This is a genomic window from Massilia eurypsychrophila (assembly GCF_002760655.1).
Classification (GTDB): domain Bacteria; phylum Pseudomonadota; class Gammaproteobacteria; order Burkholderiales; family Burkholderiaceae_D; genus JAFCUW01.
The window spans coordinates 71,733-88,333 of sequence record NZ_PDOC01000011.1 but is presented as its reverse complement, the minus strand read 5'-3'; the positions used below and the strand labels follow the sequence as shown (position 1 = coordinate 88,333).

13 protein-coding genes and 1 pseudogene are annotated in these 16,601 nt (G+C 65.0%); 3 read left to right on the top strand and 11 right to left on the bottom strand.

The annotated features are described in order from the left end of the window. Positions 1-168: 168 nt before the first annotated feature. The 4 genes and pseudogenes from CR105_RS17300 to CR105_RS17290 form a co-directional block, all read right to left on the bottom strand. A pseudogene (locus tag CR105_RS17300) lies at positions 169-1,538 on the bottom strand (multicopper oxidase family protein). Then, positions 1,535-1,843 carry a TolC family protein gene (locus tag CR105_RS28950; protein WP_229413985.1) on the bottom strand — a complete coding sequence of 103 codons (309 nt, stop codon included), beginning with the start codon at positions 1,841-1,843 and terminating at the stop codon, positions 1,535-1,537. Before CR105_RS28950 ends, CR105_RS17300 begins: the two are co-directional and overlap by 4 nt. After that, positions 1,759-2,928 (bottom strand): TolC family protein, encoded by a 1,170-nt coding sequence (locus CR105_RS17295; protein WP_229413984.1) that lies wholly within the window; start codon positions 2,926-2,928, stop codon positions 1,759-1,761. Before CR105_RS17295 ends, CR105_RS28950 begins: the two co-directional genes overlap by 85 nt. Continuing rightward, complete coding sequence (locus CR105_RS17290) at positions 2,925-3,278, bottom strand: hypothetical protein (RefSeq protein ID WP_099790412.1); 354 nt, start codon at positions 3,276-3,278, stop codon at positions 2,925-2,927. The genes CR105_RS17295 and CR105_RS17290 overlap by 4 nt, the downstream gene beginning before the upstream one ends. A 306-nt stretch (positions 3,279-3,584) precedes the next feature. Here CR105_RS17290 and CR105_RS28400 point away from each other — a divergent pair, with 306 nt between their 5' ends. Then, the gene (locus CR105_RS28400; RefSeq protein WP_180288228.1) at positions 3,585-3,731 is read left to right on the top strand and encodes a hypothetical protein; all 147 of its coding nucleotides are present in this window, start codon (positions 3,585-3,587) and stop codon (positions 3,729-3,731) included. Positions 3,732-3,877: 146 nt separating this feature from the next. On the opposite strand, the gene CR105_RS17285 is transcribed toward CR105_RS28400, so the two are convergent. The 5 genes from CR105_RS17285 to CR105_RS28395 all read right to left on the bottom strand — a co-directional run bounded on the left by CR105_RS17285 (position 3,878) and on the right by CR105_RS28395 (position 11,647). Beyond that, positions 3,878-5,758: a potassium transporter Kup gene (locus tag CR105_RS17285; protein WP_099790410.1), complete on the bottom strand. Its 1,881-nt coding sequence runs from the start codon at positions 5,756-5,758 to the stop codon at positions 3,878-3,880. A 233-nt stretch (positions 5,759-5,991) separates the two neighbouring features. After that, positions 5,992-8,607 (bottom strand): NAD(P)-binding protein, encoded by a 2,616-nt coding sequence (locus tag CR105_RS17280; protein ID WP_099790408.1) that lies wholly within the window; start codon positions 8,605-8,607, stop codon positions 5,992-5,994. 45 nt (positions 8,608-8,652) lie between these two features. Beyond that, on the bottom strand, positions 8,653-10,419 hold the full coding sequence (locus CR105_RS17275; RefSeq protein WP_099790406.1) for a glycoside hydrolase family 2 protein: 1,767 nt from the start codon (positions 10,417-10,419) through the stop codon (positions 8,653-8,655). A gap of 11 nt (positions 10,420-10,430) precedes the next feature. Beyond that, positions 10,431-11,513: a galactokinase gene (galK, locus tag CR105_RS17270; protein ID WP_099790404.1), complete on the bottom strand. Its 1,083-nt coding sequence runs from the start codon at positions 11,511-11,513 to the stop codon at positions 10,431-10,433. After that, entirely contained in the window at positions 11,510-11,647 is a 138-nt protein-coding gene (locus CR105_RS28395; RefSeq protein ID WP_180288227.1) for a hypothetical protein, read from the bottom strand. Before CR105_RS28395 ends, galK begins: the two co-directional genes overlap by 4 nt. A gap of 304 nt (positions 11,648-11,951) precedes the next feature. Here CR105_RS28395 and CR105_RS17265 point away from each other — a divergent pair, with 304 nt between their 5' ends. Beyond that, positions 11,952-14,174 (top strand): family 1 glycosylhydrolase, encoded by a 2,223-nt coding sequence (locus tag CR105_RS17265; protein WP_099790402.1) that lies wholly within the window; start codon positions 11,952-11,954, stop codon positions 14,172-14,174. Between the two features lie 36 nt (positions 14,175-14,210). Here CR105_RS17265 and CR105_RS17260 read toward each other — a convergent pair whose 3' ends face one another. Both CR105_RS17260 and CR105_RS17255 read right to left on the bottom strand, forming a co-directional pair. Beyond that, positions 14,211-14,633 carry a hypothetical protein gene (locus CR105_RS17260; RefSeq protein WP_099790400.1) on the bottom strand — a complete coding sequence of 141 codons (423 nt, stop codon included), beginning with the start codon at positions 14,631-14,633 and terminating at the stop codon, positions 14,211-14,213. Between the two features lie 136 nt (positions 14,634-14,769). Beyond that, positions 14,770-15,477, bottom strand: a complete 708-nt coding sequence (locus CR105_RS17255) for a hypothetical protein (protein WP_099790398.1) — start codon at positions 15,475-15,477, stop codon at positions 14,770-14,772. A gap of 576 nt (positions 15,478-16,053) precedes the next feature. Between CR105_RS17255 and CR105_RS17250 the strand changes: the two genes are divergently transcribed. Further along, on the top strand, positions 16,054-16,584 hold the full coding sequence (locus tag CR105_RS17250) for an ankyrin repeat domain-containing protein (protein ID WP_099790396.1): 531 nt from the start codon (positions 16,054-16,056) through the stop codon (positions 16,582-16,584). The last annotated feature ends 17 nt before the right edge of the window (positions 16,585-16,601 follow it).

Genomic DNA, 16,601 nt, shown 5'->3' with positions numbered 1-16,601 from the left:
TGGCATCCACAGGCGGGGTCAGTGCCGGCAAATGGACACGGCCCCATCCGCAAGCGTCCGTCAGTGACGAGTCCGTGTGCGATTGCCGGCACTGACCCCGCTGGGGAAGAATGTCAGTGACGAGTCCGTGTGCGATTGCCGGCACTGACCCCGCTGGGGAAGCAACGTTTAGTGGCCCCTGTGGGCGCCGGGTTTGCGCACCGTGACGGTCGTTTCGCCGGGGACCGGCGGCGCCGCGCGCTGGGGCGAACGCGCCGCAACGGGAGCGTCGCCCGTCCACTCGCGCGCAACCGTGCCTGCCGGATGCTTGTACCAGCCAGGATCCTTGTAGTCGTTGCGCGCCTGCCCTTCGCGCACCTTGAGGACAGTAAACATGCCGCCCATCTCGATGCCGCCGAACGGGCCGTCGCCCGTCATCATCGGTAAGGTGTTTTCGGGCAGCGACATTTCCATGCCGCCCATCGAGCCGCCTTTGTCGCCCATCACCATGTAGTCCGGCACCAGCGCGTTGATTTTTTTTGCCACGTCGCGGTGGTCGACGCCAATCAGCGTCGGTACCGAATGGCCCATCGCATTCATCGTGTGGTGCGACTTGTGGCAGTGGAAGGCCCAGTCGCCGGGGTTGTCGGCAACGAACTCGATCGCGCGCATCTGGCCGACCGCGATGTCGGTGGTCACTTCCGGCCAGCGCGCCGACGGCCGCACCCAGCCGCCGTCGGTGCAGCTCACTTCGAAGCGATGGCCGTGCAGGTGGATCGGATGATTCGTCATCGTCAGGTTGCCGGCACGAATGCGCACCTTGTCGCCGAGCCGCACCACCATCGGGTCGATGCCGGGAAAGGCGCGGCTGTTGAAAGTCCACAAATTGAAGTCGAGCATGGTATTCACCTTCGGCGTGTAGGCGCCCGGCTCGATGTCGTAGGAATTGAGCAGGAAGGCGAAGTCGCGGTCGACCGCGTGGTGGGCAGCATTTTTTGGATGAGTGATCCAGAATCCCATCATTCCCATCGCCATCTGCGTCATCTCGTCGGCATGCGGGTGGTACATGAAGGTGCCGGCATGGCGCGCGACGAATTCGTACATGAACGTCTTGCCGGGCTCGATGCCCGGCTGGTTCAGGCCGGTGACGCCGTCCATGCCGTTGGGCAGGATCTGGCCATGCCAGTGGACGCTGGTGTGTTCGGGCAGCTTGTTGGTGACAAAAATGCGCACGCGGTCGCCCTCCACCACTTCGATCGTCGGACCTGGCTCTGGCCGTTGTAGCCCCACAGGTTCGCCTTCATGCCGGGCGCAATTTCGCGCACCACCGGTTCGGCCACCAGTTGAAATTCCTTGACGCCGTCCTTCATGCGCCAGGGCAAGGTCCAGCCGTTCAGCGTGACGACCGGGTTGTAGGGCCGCCCGTTTGGCGGCGCCAGTGGCGCCATGGTAGCGGCCGACGAATGGGTCGGCGCCTCCGGCAGCGTTGCCGCGCCGCCGCGGGTGACGGCAGCCGCGCCGACCAGCGCGCCGCCCAAAAATGTTCTGCGTGAAGTCATGGTGTGTTTCCTTTGCTTGCCGCTTGCGGCTTGACTTGCAGGCGTCCGCCAAGCGCCGCCTCCAGGTTGACCTGCGCGATCCAGAAGTCTTTCAGCGCTTCGATGCTGCTGTTGACCGCAATCGACTGCTCGCGCGAGTCGGCCAGCAGCTCAAATACGCTGAGCAACATGCCGTTGTAGCGCAGCAGCGTTTCGTCGGCGATCTTCTTGCGCAGCGGGATCACTTCGTCGCGGTAATGTTTTGCCAGGTCGTACGAGGTGCGGTAGTCGAGGTAGGTTTCGCGCGCCTGGCTGCGCGCTTCCACCGCGCGTGCGCCACCTTGTTGACCCCCTGCACGTAGATCGCTTCGGATTTCGCCGCGCGCGCGCTTCCCCAGTCGAACAGCGGCAGCTCGAGCGTGATGGCGTAGCCTGGCGCACTGACGCCGCCGCTGGTATTGCGCACGTAGCCGAGGTCGAGCACGTTGATGAAGCGGGTGGTCTTGGTCAGCCCGAGCGAGGCCGCCGTCTGCGCCGCTTCGATGCGCGCCGCCTGGATATCGAGCCGGTCGCGCAAGGCGACGCGCTCGATGTCTTCCAGTTCGGCCGGCTCGGCCGGCAGGTCGGGCAAGCGCTCGGGCAACTGGTAGGCGGCGGCGCCGCCCCACAGGCCCATCAGCCGGCTCAGTTTTTCGCGCGCGGCAATCACCCGCTTGTGCGCGCGGCCGACGCCAGCGGTCGCCTCGGCGCGGAACGCGCGTTCGCGCGCCAGGTCGAGTTGGCTGGCGTTGCCGGCGCGCGCCATCCGACCGCTCAATTCGGCGCTGGCGTCGGCCGCGTCGCTGACCCGGCGCGCATACGTCATCGCCTGCTGCGCCGTGACGGCCTCGAGATAGGCCCGCTGCGTTTCCGCCGCGTGCGCCAGCATGTCGTTGGCCACCATCAGCCTGGTCTGCTGCAAGCCGCGCTCCTCGATGCGCCGGGCCAGCGGCGCCGTCAGCGCGCCAACCAGGCTCATGGTCAGCGAGCGCTCGATGTCGATATCGCTGCCCTGACGGGTCCGTTCGAACGAAAACGATGGATTTTGCAGCCGGCCAGCCTGCACCAGGTCGGCTTCGGCAATGCCCGCGCTCCAGTAGGTCGATTGCAGCGCGCGGTTGTTCAGCAGCGCGATCTGGACCGCGTCACCAACCTGCAAGGGCTGGCGCAACTTGTCGTCGATCATTTTCGCCAGCGCCTCGGCGTCGGCGTCGGTGCGCACCATGCGCGCATCAAAGCCGAGCCGCTCTGTTGCCAGCGCAGAGACGGACGCAAAGCCGCGGTCCGGCGAGATCGATCCGCACGCGCTGACCAGCAGTGCCGCCGCCGCAACGGCGATGACGCTGCCCGGGCGGCTGTGGCGCCGGCTCATTTGGCCGCCTTCGGGCGATGGTGGGCGTGCGGGTCGGGCGCTGGCTGCGTCGCCGGCGCCGGTCCATTCGCAGCCGGCGCGGGCGGCGCCGGCGCGGCGGCAGCGCCATCGATGGTCGAGCTCATCGAATCGTACGTGCCGACAAGGGCATTGAGCGCCTTCCACGCTTGCGGCGGCGACTGCACGGCGGGTGCGGCCGGCGTGGCCGCGATATATGGCGCGTAGCGGGTCGGCGGCACCGGCGCCGCAGCGTCGGCCGGATCGCCGGGTCGAGTTTGCGCCTGGGGCGGCGCAGCAAGTGCGACGAGCGCAATGAAGGCACAGGCACGGCGGCGGTATACATAGTTCATGATGTCCTCGCGGATAGACAGGACGACGGACCGGATGCGGGACCCGGACAAAGATATTGATCGGCGTGCGCGGGCGGCCCAAACAAGCCGGCGCGCACTGCGATGGTCAGGTCAGTCAGGCTTGCGGGGGGCGTTCGAGCAAGGCGCGCTCGACAGAGGGAATGAAGCGAGCACAAACGGCGCCGAGACGCCATGTGGTGCTTCGGCAGCGAGCCGGAGGGGATCGGACGGGCCGATTGACGCGCCAACGCAGCAGGCAGCGCAGGAGGTGCACTTGCCACCGTCGTGCTGTACCGACACGTCGGCATGATCGCCGCCATGCGTGGCGGGCGCCACATGCGCCTGGCCGTGATGCTCAGCGGCCATCGTTGCAGCGTGATCGTGTGCAGTGGCGGCGACAGCCATTTGCGCGGCGGGCAAGTCGATCGGCGCACAGAAAAACATTGTCGCTGACGCAAAGCCCTGAAAAGGGACTGCCAGCAACTAGAACCACACGGCGAGCATTTTGACCACGATCTTCACAAAATAATTTTAGCACAGGCCAGCATGCAGCGACCCCGGCGCGCACAAACCGGCCGCCGCCTGGGCGTTGGCTGCAACTAGATCTCCACCTGCGTACCGAGTTCGATCACCCGGTTCGTCGGCAGTTTGAAATAGTCGGCGGCATCGCGCGCATTCTTTGCCATCGAGGCATACAGGCGTTCGCGCCACAATGCCATTCCGGCGCCGGGGGTGGCGATCACCGTTTGGCGCGCAATGAAGTACGACGTTTCCATCGGCTCGAACACCAGGCCGTGGCGCGCGCATAACGCCAGGGCGGCCGGAATATCCCGGCTGTCGGTGAAACCGTAGGCGACGTCGACCTGGAAGCAGTCGTGACCAAGCTCGGTGATCTTCACTCTTTCGGACGAGGCAACCTTCGCACTATCCGTCGACAGCACCGTCAAGAAAATAACCCGTTCATGCAGCACCTTGTTATGCAGAAGGTTGTGCAGCATTGCGTGCGGCACGCCATCGCCTTCGGAGCGGAAAAATACCGCCGTGCCGGGAACCCTGTGCGGCGGCGCCGCGAATAGCCCGCCGAGGAAATCGGACAGCGGGATCATGTGGGCTTTCAAGTTCTTGTAGACGAGTTCACGGCCGCTGCGCCACGTCAGCATGATCATCACCATGACGAAGCTGATCAGCAAGGTGAACCAGCCACCGCTGACGATCTTGAGGCTGGTCGACGCGAACAGCGTGATGTCGAATATCAGGAAAAAACACGTCGCGCCGATCGCAATGAAGCGCGAGTAGCGCCAACCGTAGCGCACCACAAAAAAGGTCAGCAGCGTGGTCGTCAGCATCGTCGCCGTGGCAGCAATACCGTAGGCGGACGCCAGGTTGGTCGAGGAGCCGAAGACGACGACGGCGAAGACGACGGCGGCGAACTGGAGCCAGTTCACCAGTGGAATATAGATTTGCCCTTTTTCCTGGTTCGACGTATGCAAGATCTGCATGCGCGGCAAGAAGCCCAGCGAGATCGCTTGCTGCGCCACCGAAAAAGCGCCTGAGATGGTCGCTTGGGAGGCGACGACCGCGGCGATCGTCGACAGGACTACGAGCGGGTAGATGCTCCAGGCGCCGAGCTGATTGAAGAAGGGGTTCGACGCCGCCGCCGGGTTCGATAACAGCATCGCGCCCTGCCCGAGGTAATTCAGCGCCAGCGCGGGAAACACCACCGAGAACCATGCAAGGCGCACCGGCTTGCGCCCGAAATGGCCCATGTCGGCGTACAACGCTTCGGCGCCGGTAAGCGCAAGGACGACCGCGCCCAAGGCAACGAAGGCAAACCATCCGTTTGAACGAAGAAATTCGAATGCGTAGACAGGGTTCAGCGCTGCCAGAATCTCGGTGTTGGCGGCGATATTGACAATGCCCATCGCTGCCAGCGTCGCAAACCAGACCAGCACGATCGGGCCGAACCACCTGCCGATGCCGCCGGTGCCGCGGTGCTGCACCCAATACAAGGCGGTCAGCACCAGCAGCGTCACGGGTATGACATACGGTTTGAATGCCGGCGTTGCCACTTCGATGCCTTCGATCGACGACAGCACCGTAATGGCCGGTGTAATGACGCCGTCGCCAAAGAATAATCCCGCGCCTATCATCCCCATCAACATGACCGGGTAATAAAAACGCGAGTGTTGGGTCACGGATTTGAGCGCCAGGGCGGTGAGCGCCATGATGCCGCCTTCCCCGCCGTTGTCCGCTTTCAGGACCAGCGTCACGTACTTGAGCGAGATGACGACGATGAGGCACCACAGGATCAACGATACGACCCCTGTCACATTGGCCGGTGAAACGGCGATTCCGTGCGACGGAGCGAACACCTCCTTCATCGTGTAAAGCGGGCTGGTGCCGATGTCGCCATACACCACGCCGATCGCCCCCAGCGTCAGCGCCGCTACACCACTCCTGTTTGTTGTTTCGTTGGTCATTTTTCTTTTAGCGCCCATGGATGGATAGATCGTCTGGCGCCGTCCATCACCGGAAGTGAATACCCGCGCACCGTCAAACTGGAACATTATCCGGTCATTAGTAAACGGTGTGTAAACAATTGCGCCGCAGGCGGGACAAAGCCGGGCGACCCGGGGCAGCCACGGCCTGAACAATTGGGGGAGATCCACCGCCGGCTGGCGCCGGCGGTGGCTTGCCTGCTCACTGCGTGGCGTCAGGATTCGGCTTTTGCCGGCGCCCGCGCAGCGTTCGCTTCCAGAATCTTCTCGGCGGCTTTCTTGCCCGCCAGGAAAGCGTGGTCCGAGTTGTAATACTCCCACTCGCTGTAGCGGCCCGACAACATGATGTCATGCTGCGCCAGCCAGGCCTTGCACGTCTCGACGTTGCGCGCGCGCGCGTGGTCGTACACGACGTAGGCGTACGGCATGTCGATCTCGTTGGCGGCGAGGATCTTGTCGTCCGGCCGGATCATGCCGACCTTGATGCAATCGGCGATGACGCGGCGGATCAGCTCGTCATGGTCGCACGGCAGCGGCTTCCACGGCGAATACGAGATTTCGCAGGTAAAGCCGAAGCCGCCGGGCGCGTTGCACGCCTTGCTGGCGTTACCCTGGACGAAAATGCGGTGGAAGATGGAATCCTCCGGGTAATAGATCCAGTGCTTGTCGGTGATGTTCTCGCGGTCGATGCCGATGTTGACGTTGCGAATCGAGATATGTTTCAGGCCGCGCGCCGCTTCCTGCACATAGTCGGGCGCGGCGTCGCCGATCAGCCTGATCAGTTCCGGCAGCGGCATCGTGCTGATCAGGTCGTCGTAGCGGAAGCGGCGGCCGTCGGCCAGCGCGATCACGTGTTCCTGCGGCAGCAGCCGGACCACGTCGGCGTTGAGCTCTAGCTTGCCTCGGATGTGCGGCAGGAAGCCGTTCATCAGCGCCTGAAAACCGCCCTTGATCGGATAGCCGAAGCGCGCGTTCGGACCCATCGGCTTGCCGACCGGCTCGAGTGCCCCTTCGATGATTTCTTCCAGGTCAGGCAGCGGCACCCGCCCGCCCAGCCACGATGTCTCCATCTCCGTCAGCGGCACCGTCCACAGTTTCTTGTTGTATGGAATGGCGAAGTGCTTGGCGATGCCGGCGCCCCACACCTTGTAGATAAACTGTTCGAAGTTCTTCACTTCGCCCGGCTGCGAGTCGGCGCCGTTGGCAATCTCGACGGTGCCGTCGGCGCAGCAGTCTTCCACCGCGCTCGGCGCGCACTTGGCCGCGCCCTTCTCCTGGCCGAGCGTGCCAAAGCGCGCTTCCATCGCGCCGACGATGCATTCCTTGATCACCGCCGGCGGCAGGCCGTACAGCGCGCCCTGGAACGGATAGCGGGTGAACACGTTCTTGCTGTAGACCCAGGCTTCTCGGTTTTGCCAGTGCATGTTGGCGCCGAGCAGCTTGTCGTACAGCTTGAGCACGTACGGGTCGTTGGAGAACATGATGTGGCCGGCGCAGTCGAAGGTAAAGCCGTTGTCTTCGACCGAGCGGCACCAGCCGCCCACCGTCGGGTTGCGTTCGAGCAGCAGCGCGTCGGCACCGAGGTGGTACGCAGCCGACAGCCCGGTCGGGCCGGCGCCGACGATGACGCACGACGCCGTTTGCAGCGCCGCCTGCGAGCGCAGCGGATTGACGACGGCGCCGCCGGCTGTCGCGGGGTCCGGCGACACGGCCGCCGGAGTGCGGGTCGCCGACGTCGAGCGCGGCGTGGCGTCGATCAGCGCGCGCATGCGCCCGGCGGTGTTCTGCCACGACGTGTTGGCGACGATGGCGCGCATCTCGGTGATCATGGTGGCATTTTGCTGCGGCGTCATCGCCAGCGCGGCGTCGCAGGCGGCAATGAATTTTTCCGCCGTGTCGGCGATGGCGACCACGTGGCCGTAAGGCACCACGACATCGGTGATCGGCGTGCTGACGATCGGCAGTTCGGCGGCCATGTATTCGAGCACCTTGGTCGGGCTGATGAATTTGGTCGATTCGTTCAACGCGAATGGCAGCAGGCAGACATCCCAGCCGGCCAGGAACTGCGGCAAGTCGTCGTAGGAACGCTGGCCCAGGTAGTGGATGTTGGCGCGCTGCGGCAGCTGCGCCGGGTCGATCTTGACGACCGGGCCGACCATCACCAGTTGCCAGTGCCGCCGGGCGTCGGCCGTTGCTGCCAGCAGGTCGATGTCGAAGCGCTCGTCGATGACGCCGAAAAAGCCCAGCCGCGGCCCGCTGGTGTGTGCTTGCGCCGGATGGCTGATGCTGCGCTCGAGCGCCTTGCCGAAGTGGGCGGCGTCGACGCTGCTGGGGAAGCAATGGGCGTTGGCGTGGCGTTCGCGCTTGGCCTCGTACAGGCTGGGTCCGCCCGTGAAGACCAGGTCGGCAATGCCGAGCAAGGCCGTTTCGCGCTGCAGCAGCTGCTTCGGCGAATTCTTGAAGGCGGCCAGTTCGTCCATGCAGTCGTAGACCACCAGCGAAGGGTGCAGGCCCTGCACCAGCGGCAGCGCCATCGGCGTGTACAGCCACACGACCGGATCTTCACCGTCGCTGGCCAGTTCGGCGAGCAAAGGCTTGAGCAGCGGAATCTGGTCGTCGTGAAAGCCGGGCGAATGCGACGACGTGAATGGCTGGCACACCGTCACGTTCGGCGCGACGACCGTCTTGCGCAGGACGTTCTCGCCCTCGTGAAAGATCGGCTCTTCGACCATGATGATCTGGTAGTACTCGGCAAGGCGCGTCAACAGTTGCTGCGGACGTTGAAACACGAAATCCCAGCGCAGGTGGCAAAACACAATAATCTTAGTCATACATTTTTCCTTTCGGGCCCTGGCGGGGCGATGGTTAAACAAACATCACTCCTCGAGCCGGACGTTGCGCGTGGCCGCGCTGATCTGCTCGAGTGGGATCTTGGGAGTCCGGTCGGCACACAGCAGGCCATTGGCCTCCTGGAACGTGTCGGCGAACTGGGTGTAGCAAAAACCGCTGAACATGAAGGTCGTATTGACGACTTCGAGAAGGCTGCGGTACAGGTTGTAAAAACTTTCTTCGGAGTTCGCGCGCGAATAGCCCCAGGTGTGGCCGCCGGCGGCGTGCTTGTCGAACGCGATGCCGCCGAATTCGGTCAGCACGATCGGCTGGCCGCGGTGCGGAAAGCCGTCCAGCGTCAGGATCCGCCCGCCCGGGCGGCGCTGGTCGAACAGGGTGCGCACCGGGTCGGTTACCTCGTAGCGGGCACGCAGCTTGGCCGGGTCGCAGTCGTAATCGTGGATGCCGAGGATGTCGGTGGCCGACGCTTCCCAGCCATCGTTGCCGATCACCGGCCGCGTCGAGTCGAGCGTCTTGGTCAGGTGGTACAGCGCCTCGACGGCGTTGCGGTGCGACTGGATCGCGGTCAGGTTCGGCACGCCCCACGATTCGTTGAACGGCACCCAGACGATGACGCACGGGTGGCTGTAGTCGCGCTCGATCGCCTCGGTCCACTCGCGCACCAGCTGGGTGATCGCTTTCGGGCTGAAGCGGTAGGCCGACGGCATCTCTTCCCATACCAGCAGGCCGAGCTTGTCGGCCCAGTACAGGTAGCGCGGATCCTCGATTTTCTGATGCTTGCGCACGCCGTTGAAACCCATCGCCCTGGCCAGTTCGACGTCGCGGCGCAGCGCGTCGTCGGACGGCGCCGTCATCAGCGTGTCGGGCCAGTAGCCCTGGTCGAGCACCAGGCGCAAGGGATACGGGCGGCCGTTGAGCATCAGGCGGTCGCGGTTGATGGTGAACTCGCGCAAGGCCGTGTAAGAAGTGACCCGGTCGATCGCGCGGCCGTTGTGAAACAAGGTCAGCACGGCATCGAGCAGGGTCGGTCGCTCCGGGCTCCACAGCAGCTCGTTGCGCGAGTCGTCGATGCCGGGGTCGGACAAGGCGATCTTGCGGATCGCTTCCTGGCCGACAATCTTGTACATGTCGTCGGCCATCACGGTGTTGCCATGTAATATTTTTACGCCGACCATCAGGTCGTCGTGCAGCATGCCGTCAAGTCGCACCTCGCAGCCAATCTCGAAGCCTTCGAACGACGGCGTCCAGCGCAGCACCGAGATGAAGGTGCTGGCGACGCGTTCGAGCCACACCGTCTGCCAGATGCCGGTGGTGCGCGGATACCAGATCGAATGCGGGTCGCGCAGCCAGTCCTGCTTGCCGCGCGGCTTGGCCAGGTCGTGCGGATCGTCGATTGCCTGCAAGGTCACCACCTGCGGGCCGTCGACGGTCAGTGCCTCGCTGATGTCGGCCGAAAACGGCGTGTGCCCGCCCGTGTGCTCGACGACAAAGATGCCGTTGACCCACACGCGGGCGGAGTAGTCGACCGCGCCGAAATGCAGGATCACGCGGTCGTCGCCGCGCTCGATGTCGAATTCGCGGCGGTACCAGCAGCTCTGATGGTAGCCGGTGTCGCCGATGCCGCTGGCCGACGCCTCCGGCGCGAACGGCACCACGATGCGCCGGCTCCAGTCGATCGGGTCGGCCGGGCTGGAAAAGCGGCGCTCGTCGTCGAAGGCGAAGTCCCAGCTGCCGTTTAGCGATTGCCAGCTGTCGCGCACCAGTTGCGGGCGGGGATACATGAATTCGCTCATTGTTTCCTTCGTTAATTTGTTGTAACCGGCAGCAGCAAGGTGGCGTTGCCGCCGCTGCCGTTATAGCGTTTCACAACGGCGCTGCCGATCGCCGCTGCCTCCCCCTTGCGGCACAGCGCCACACAGGCGCCGCCGAAGCCGGCGCCGGTCAGGCGCGCACCAAAGACACCGTCGCTGGCGTCGAGCATCGCCACGAGCTCGTCGAGCGCGGCGATCGATACTTCATAGTCGTCGCGCAGGCTGTTGTGCGACGCCCTCATCATTTGACCGAAACGGACGGCGCTCACTCCACTGCTGGCTTCGAGCACGCGCAAGTTTTCGCTAATTACATGGCGCGCGCGCTGGCGCAGAGGAGAAGGCAATTGCTCGGCGGCAGCGACACTGGCGACGTCGCGCAGCGCGCGCACACCCAGCGCGAGGGCGGCCGCCTCGCATTCGGCGCGCCGTTCGTTGTATTTGCTGCCGGCCAAGGTGCGCGGCACGCCGGAGTCGATGACGACGATCTCGGCGCCGGCCGGCAGCGGCAAGATGCGCGTCGCCAGCGTGCGGGCGTCCAGAAACAGCATGTGTTCCTCATCGGCCAGGCTGGACGCCATCTGGTCCATCACGCCGCAATGGACGCCCGCGTAGCGAATTTCGGCCTGCTGGGCCAATAGCGCCAGCGCCGTGTCGTCGAGCTCGAACTTGAGCAGGCAGCGCAAGGCGCGCAGGGTCGCCACTTCGAGCGCGGCGCTGCTCGACAGCCCCGTCCCAAGTGGCACGTTCGAGTCGACGTGCAGGCGCAGCGGCGGCACGGAAATACCGCTGTGTTGCAGCATGCGGATGCAGCCAAACACGTAGCGGGCAAAGCCGGGCGGCGCCTCGTCGTTGATGCCAAACGACACTTCGCTGCGCAAGGTGGCTGAATAGAACACGAACTTCGGCTCGCGCAGCACGCCGACCGTGACGGTGGTGCGCTGCGGCGTGGCAATCGGCAGCATGAAGCCGTCGTTGTAGTCGGTGTGTTCGCCCAGCAGGTTGACCCGGCCCGGCGCGCTGGCCTGCGCGTAGTCGTCGGCGAAATACTCGGCCGCGGTAATGGCGCGCTCGCTCATGCCGTCCACTCCGCCGGAATCGTCACCGCCTGCAACACGCCGGGACTGGGCGCCGCGCCGGCCGACGTGATCGGCGCGCGGCTGCACCAGGTGAGCGCGCGGCCGTCCGGCTTCAGGTCGTCAATGAGGTACATGAGTCAAATCACCAAGGTCAGCAACAAGATGTAACAAGCGTAACATGCCAATTTCCCAAGGTTTCGATTTATGCTCGACAAGTTTTCGCCTTGGAATTTTTGTTAAATGTGCTTTCGGACGCCGTACCCGGCAGTGAGGGGATTTTGCAGAGCCCGTGTCCCCCCGCGAAGCTCTGCGTAACGTTTTGTAGTACGAGGCTGACAAAAATTAGCGGCAAAAACTGACCCGGATAGGCATTCGCGATAATCGTGCCGCGGCCGAGGCAATGTATAAAAGATACCTCTGAAGCGCGGACCGCCGACAATGACAACTCCTGACTCCAAGCAATCTGACAAAACCACGCCGGCTGCCGGCACCCTGGCCTTGTGGGGCGGCATTGAATGCACCATCAACCGCGTCGGCGAGCGCTACTTCAACCAGCTCGACCGCAACGGCCATGAGCGCCGGCCAGACGATGTCGCCCGTTTCGCCGCGCTCGGCATCAGCGCCATCCGCTATCCGCTGCTGTGGGAGCGCATCGCGCCCGACGGCCTGGCCGCGGCACACTGGGCCTGGGCCGACCGCCAGTTGCCCGCCCTGCGCGCGGCAGGCATCAGCGTCATCGCCGGGCTGGTGCACCATGGCAGCGGTCCGCGGCACACCAGCCTGCTCGACCCGGCATTTGCCGGCCAGCTCGCCGAGTACGCCGGCGCCGTGGCGGCACGCTACCCGTGGATCGATCACTACACGCCGGTCAACGAACCGCTGACGACGGCCCGCTTTAGCGGTCTGTACGGCTTGTGGTATCCGCACCGCAGCGACGACCGCGCCTTTATCGAGGCGCTGCTGAACCAGTGCCGCGCCACCGTGCTGGCGATGCGGGCCATCCGCGCCGTCAATCCCGGCGCCAAGCTGGTGCAGCCGGACGACCTCGGCAAGAATTACAGCACCGACGCGCTGGCCGCGCTGGCCGGCTTTTACAACGAGCGGCGCTGGCTGAGCTGGGATTTGCTGTGCGGCATGGTCGACCAGAACCATGCGCTGTGGACTTATCTCACCGCCAGCGGCGTCGAGCCGGCCGCCATTTTGTGGTTCCGCGACAATCCCTGCCCGCCGGACATCATCGGCGTCAATTACTACGTCACCAGCGAACGCTGGCTCGACCATCGCACCGAGCGCTATGCGCTGCACCTGGCCGGCGTGGTCGACGGCAAGCCGTGCGTCGACATCGAAACGGCGCGCGCGCTGGCCACGCCAACGCCCGGCATCGGCCCGCTGCTCGATGAAATCTGGCAACGCTATCGCCTGCCGCTGGCGGTGACCGAGGCGCACCTTGCCGCCAGCCGCGAAGACCAGCTGCGCTGGCTGGCGGAAATCTGGCAGGCCGGCCTGCAGGCGCGCGACAAGGGCGTGGACCTGCGGGCGATCACCGCGTGGGCACTGCTCGGCTCGTTCGACTGGAACAGCCTCGTCACGCGCGACGAAGGCTATTACGAGTCCGGCGCGTTCGACATCCGCGCGCCACTGCCGCGGCCAACCGCGGTGGCCGGGATGCTGCGCGAACTGGCCGACGGCCGCACGCCGTCGCACCCGGCGCTGCAGGGCCAGGGCTGGTGGCGGCGCTCGTCGCGCCTGCTAGCGGCGACGGCTGCCGGCATGCCGGCGCAAGAAGACGGTGCGGCCGAGGGCGCGCCGATCCTCATTTCCGGGGCCAGCGGCACGCTCGGGCGGGCATTCGCGCGCATCTGCGCGGAGCGGCACCTGGCCTACCGCGTGCTGAGCCGCGCCGACATGGATATTGCCGAGCCGTCGTCGGTGGAGCGCGCGATCACGCGGCTGCGGCCGTGGGCGATCGTCAACGCCAGCGGCTACGTGCGTGTCGACCAAGCGGAAAGCGATGTCGACCGGTGCTTTCGCGAGAATGCGCACGGCCCGGCGGTGCTGGCGGCCGCCTGTGCGCGCGCCGGCGTACACCTGACGACCTTTTCCAGCGACCTGGTGTTTGACGGCCAGCAGCGCGCGCCGTATGTGGAGACCGATACGATTGCACCGCTAAACATTTATGGCCGCAGCAAGGCGGAAGGAGAATCGACCGTATTGGAATGCAATCCGGCCGCATTGGTGGTGCGCACCAGCTCGTTCTTCGGACCGTGGGATGGCTACAACTTCGTGGCGCAGGCCCTCGCTACGCTGGAGGCAGGACGACCCTTCCATGCCGCCGACGACATCACCGTGTCGCCCACCTACGTGCCGGACCTGGTTAACACCTGCCTCGACCTGATCATCGACGGTGAATGCGGCGTGTGGCACTTGACCAACGGCCAGCCGCTGACGTGGGTCGAGCTGGCCGGCCAGGCGGCCCGGCATGCGGGCATCGACTGCAGCCGGTTGGAGCCGCAGGCAGCGGCGGCCTGCAACTTCATCGCGGTGCGGCCGCAGTACAGCGCCCTCGACAGCAAGCGCGGCATCCTGCTGCCAACGCTCGACAGCGCCTTGCGGCGTTTCATGGCGTCACGCGGGCGCGGCACCGACCACGCGCCGCACTGATTGCGGCGCGCTGATTGCGCCGCAACGTTGCCGCATTTAGCGGCTGCCGTCCGATACCGGTATCGACGAATTCGGCGTGGTGCCTTGCGTCTGGCCGCTGTTGTTCTGCACCGGCGGCTTGGCCGCGTCGTTGGCCGTTGTGCCGGTCGTCGTGCCAGCCGCGCCCGAGCTCGTGGTGGCGTCGGTCGAACCGGTGCCGGTCATGCCGCTGGTGCCGGCGGTGCCGCTGGTGCCCGTGGTACCGGTCGTGCCGTTGGCCGAATTGTTCGCCGTACCAGCCATCCCGGCGTCGGAAGTGCCGGCCGTTGCGCTGGTGCCCGACGTCGATGGGACGGTCGTCGCCGGCGTTGCGGTGGTGTCGGCCGGGGTGACCACGTCGGCCTTCTTGCAGCCGACCGCTGCCGCGCCGATAGCGGCGATCAGGATAAGTGTGCGTGCCGCTGACATTGCTTTGTTCATGGGTGTTCTCCTTGGTAGTGGGATTGGATTCCTCGTGCAAATAAACCGCGAGAGGGACACTCTCTACGGCCTGCTTGCATTTTCATTAGCAGTGAGTGCGCCGTCTGTTAGTTCGCGCTCAGAACCGATCATTACCCTACAAACTGGCGGGCCAGCGGTACTTTGGCAACACCGCCGGCGCGCTGCCGGCAACGATAACGATTTCCTTGCGGGCGGCGAAAGGTATATCGGCCGGATTGCCTTCGTAGCGCGTCAGCACTTCGCCGCTGACGACGTAAAAGCGCACGGGGCCGGCCACGCCGGCGACCGCGGTGCGCGACAGCGGCTGGTTCCACACGCCGAAGAACTGGCCGAGCGTCAGGTTGCGCGCCACGTTCGGCTCGACGTGGACGACACCGGAGCGGTCGTGCGTGTGCAGTTCATAGGTGCAGCCGCGCAGCCCGACCGATTCGGGTACCGCCAGCCTGACGCCATCCTGGTAGATCGAGATCAGCGCGTGCGTGTGCGACACGATGCTGCCCATGCACTCGACGCCGCCGATCGGCGCGCCGGTACCGCTGCCGTCGGTCCATCGGGTGGCGCCGTTTTGTGCGCCGGAAACGAGGTCGGTGTAGGCCGCGGCCAGGGTCGGCTCCGCCGGCTGTGGCGAGGGCGCCGGTCCTGGCGTTGGCGTTGGCGTTGGCGCCGGCGTCGGTGCAGGCGCCGGGGTAGGCTGAGGTTCCGGCTGGGGCACCGACACCACCGGCGGCGAGTCGCCGCCGCCGCCACCGCAGGCCGACAGCAGCAACAGGCTGGTCACGGCCGCAAACCCACCTAAGCCCACACGGTATTTTTTGGAAAACATTTTGCGCTCCTGTCTTGTCGAATCGAATTTTCCGGTCGCGGCGCGCAAACAATCCCCCTTCCCGGCATCGGGAAAATTGAGCTTTCGAGAGAAATATGCGCCGCGCTGGGCAGATGAGTTACATCGATTCTACGTGGGGAGGTAGCGCGATCTGTTTAACGCAGATCAAGTGTGGAGGCTGCTAAAACTTTCCGTCCGTCATTACAGAAACAGCCGGTGGCAGGCACCGGCGACCGATGCCACGGCCTCGACCTGGTCGAGGCCGTGGCGGTAACGCATTACCTCCGGCGCATGGTCCGGCCGCGCGTTGGTTGCTTCAAGATGCGGCCCTGGAATTTTTTCCAGATGAAGCCGGCGATCGCCATCATGATAATTTTACGCATCGTACACCTCCGTTTTATGGGGAAACCTGCAAAGTCGTGCATCACAACATTATGGTGCTGACAACGGACAATACCCCGAACCGGAAAAACGCGCCGCCGGATTGCAGCGGCGCGCGAGCGTGCGCACGCGCACGGAGGACGAGCGCATCCGCACGTTATAGTGCGAGCTTGGCAAGATAGATGATGAGGACATATGCAAGTAACTAACGCAGCAAGCGGCATGGGCGACCAGGAAGCCATCGAATTCATCCGGAGCGTGTTTGGCATCGTGCGCAGCGGCGACGACGCCACGCTCGGCGCGATGGTGGCGAAAGGGCTGCCGGTCAACTTCCGCAACGAAAAGGGCGACAGCCTGATCATGCTGGCCTGCTACCATGGCCACCAGGAAACCGCGCGCATCCTGCTCGACGCCGGCGCCGACCCGGACGTGCCGAACGACCAGGGCCAGACGCCGCTGGCCGGCGTCGCCTACAAGGGCTACGTCGAAATCGCCGAATTGCTGCTGCGCCATGGCGCCAACGTCGAGGGCGCCAGCCCGGACGGCAAGACGCCGCTGATGATGGCGGCCATGTTCAACCGTCCTGCCATCATCGACCTGCTCCGTTCGCACGGCGCGCGCGTCGACGCAGTCGACAGCCGCGGCATGACGGCCGTTTCGCTGGCCGAGAAGATGGGCGCCAACGACGTGCTGCCGCACTTGCAGGCCAGCCCGACCGCCTCCTGAGCGCGCACCAAAGGCAA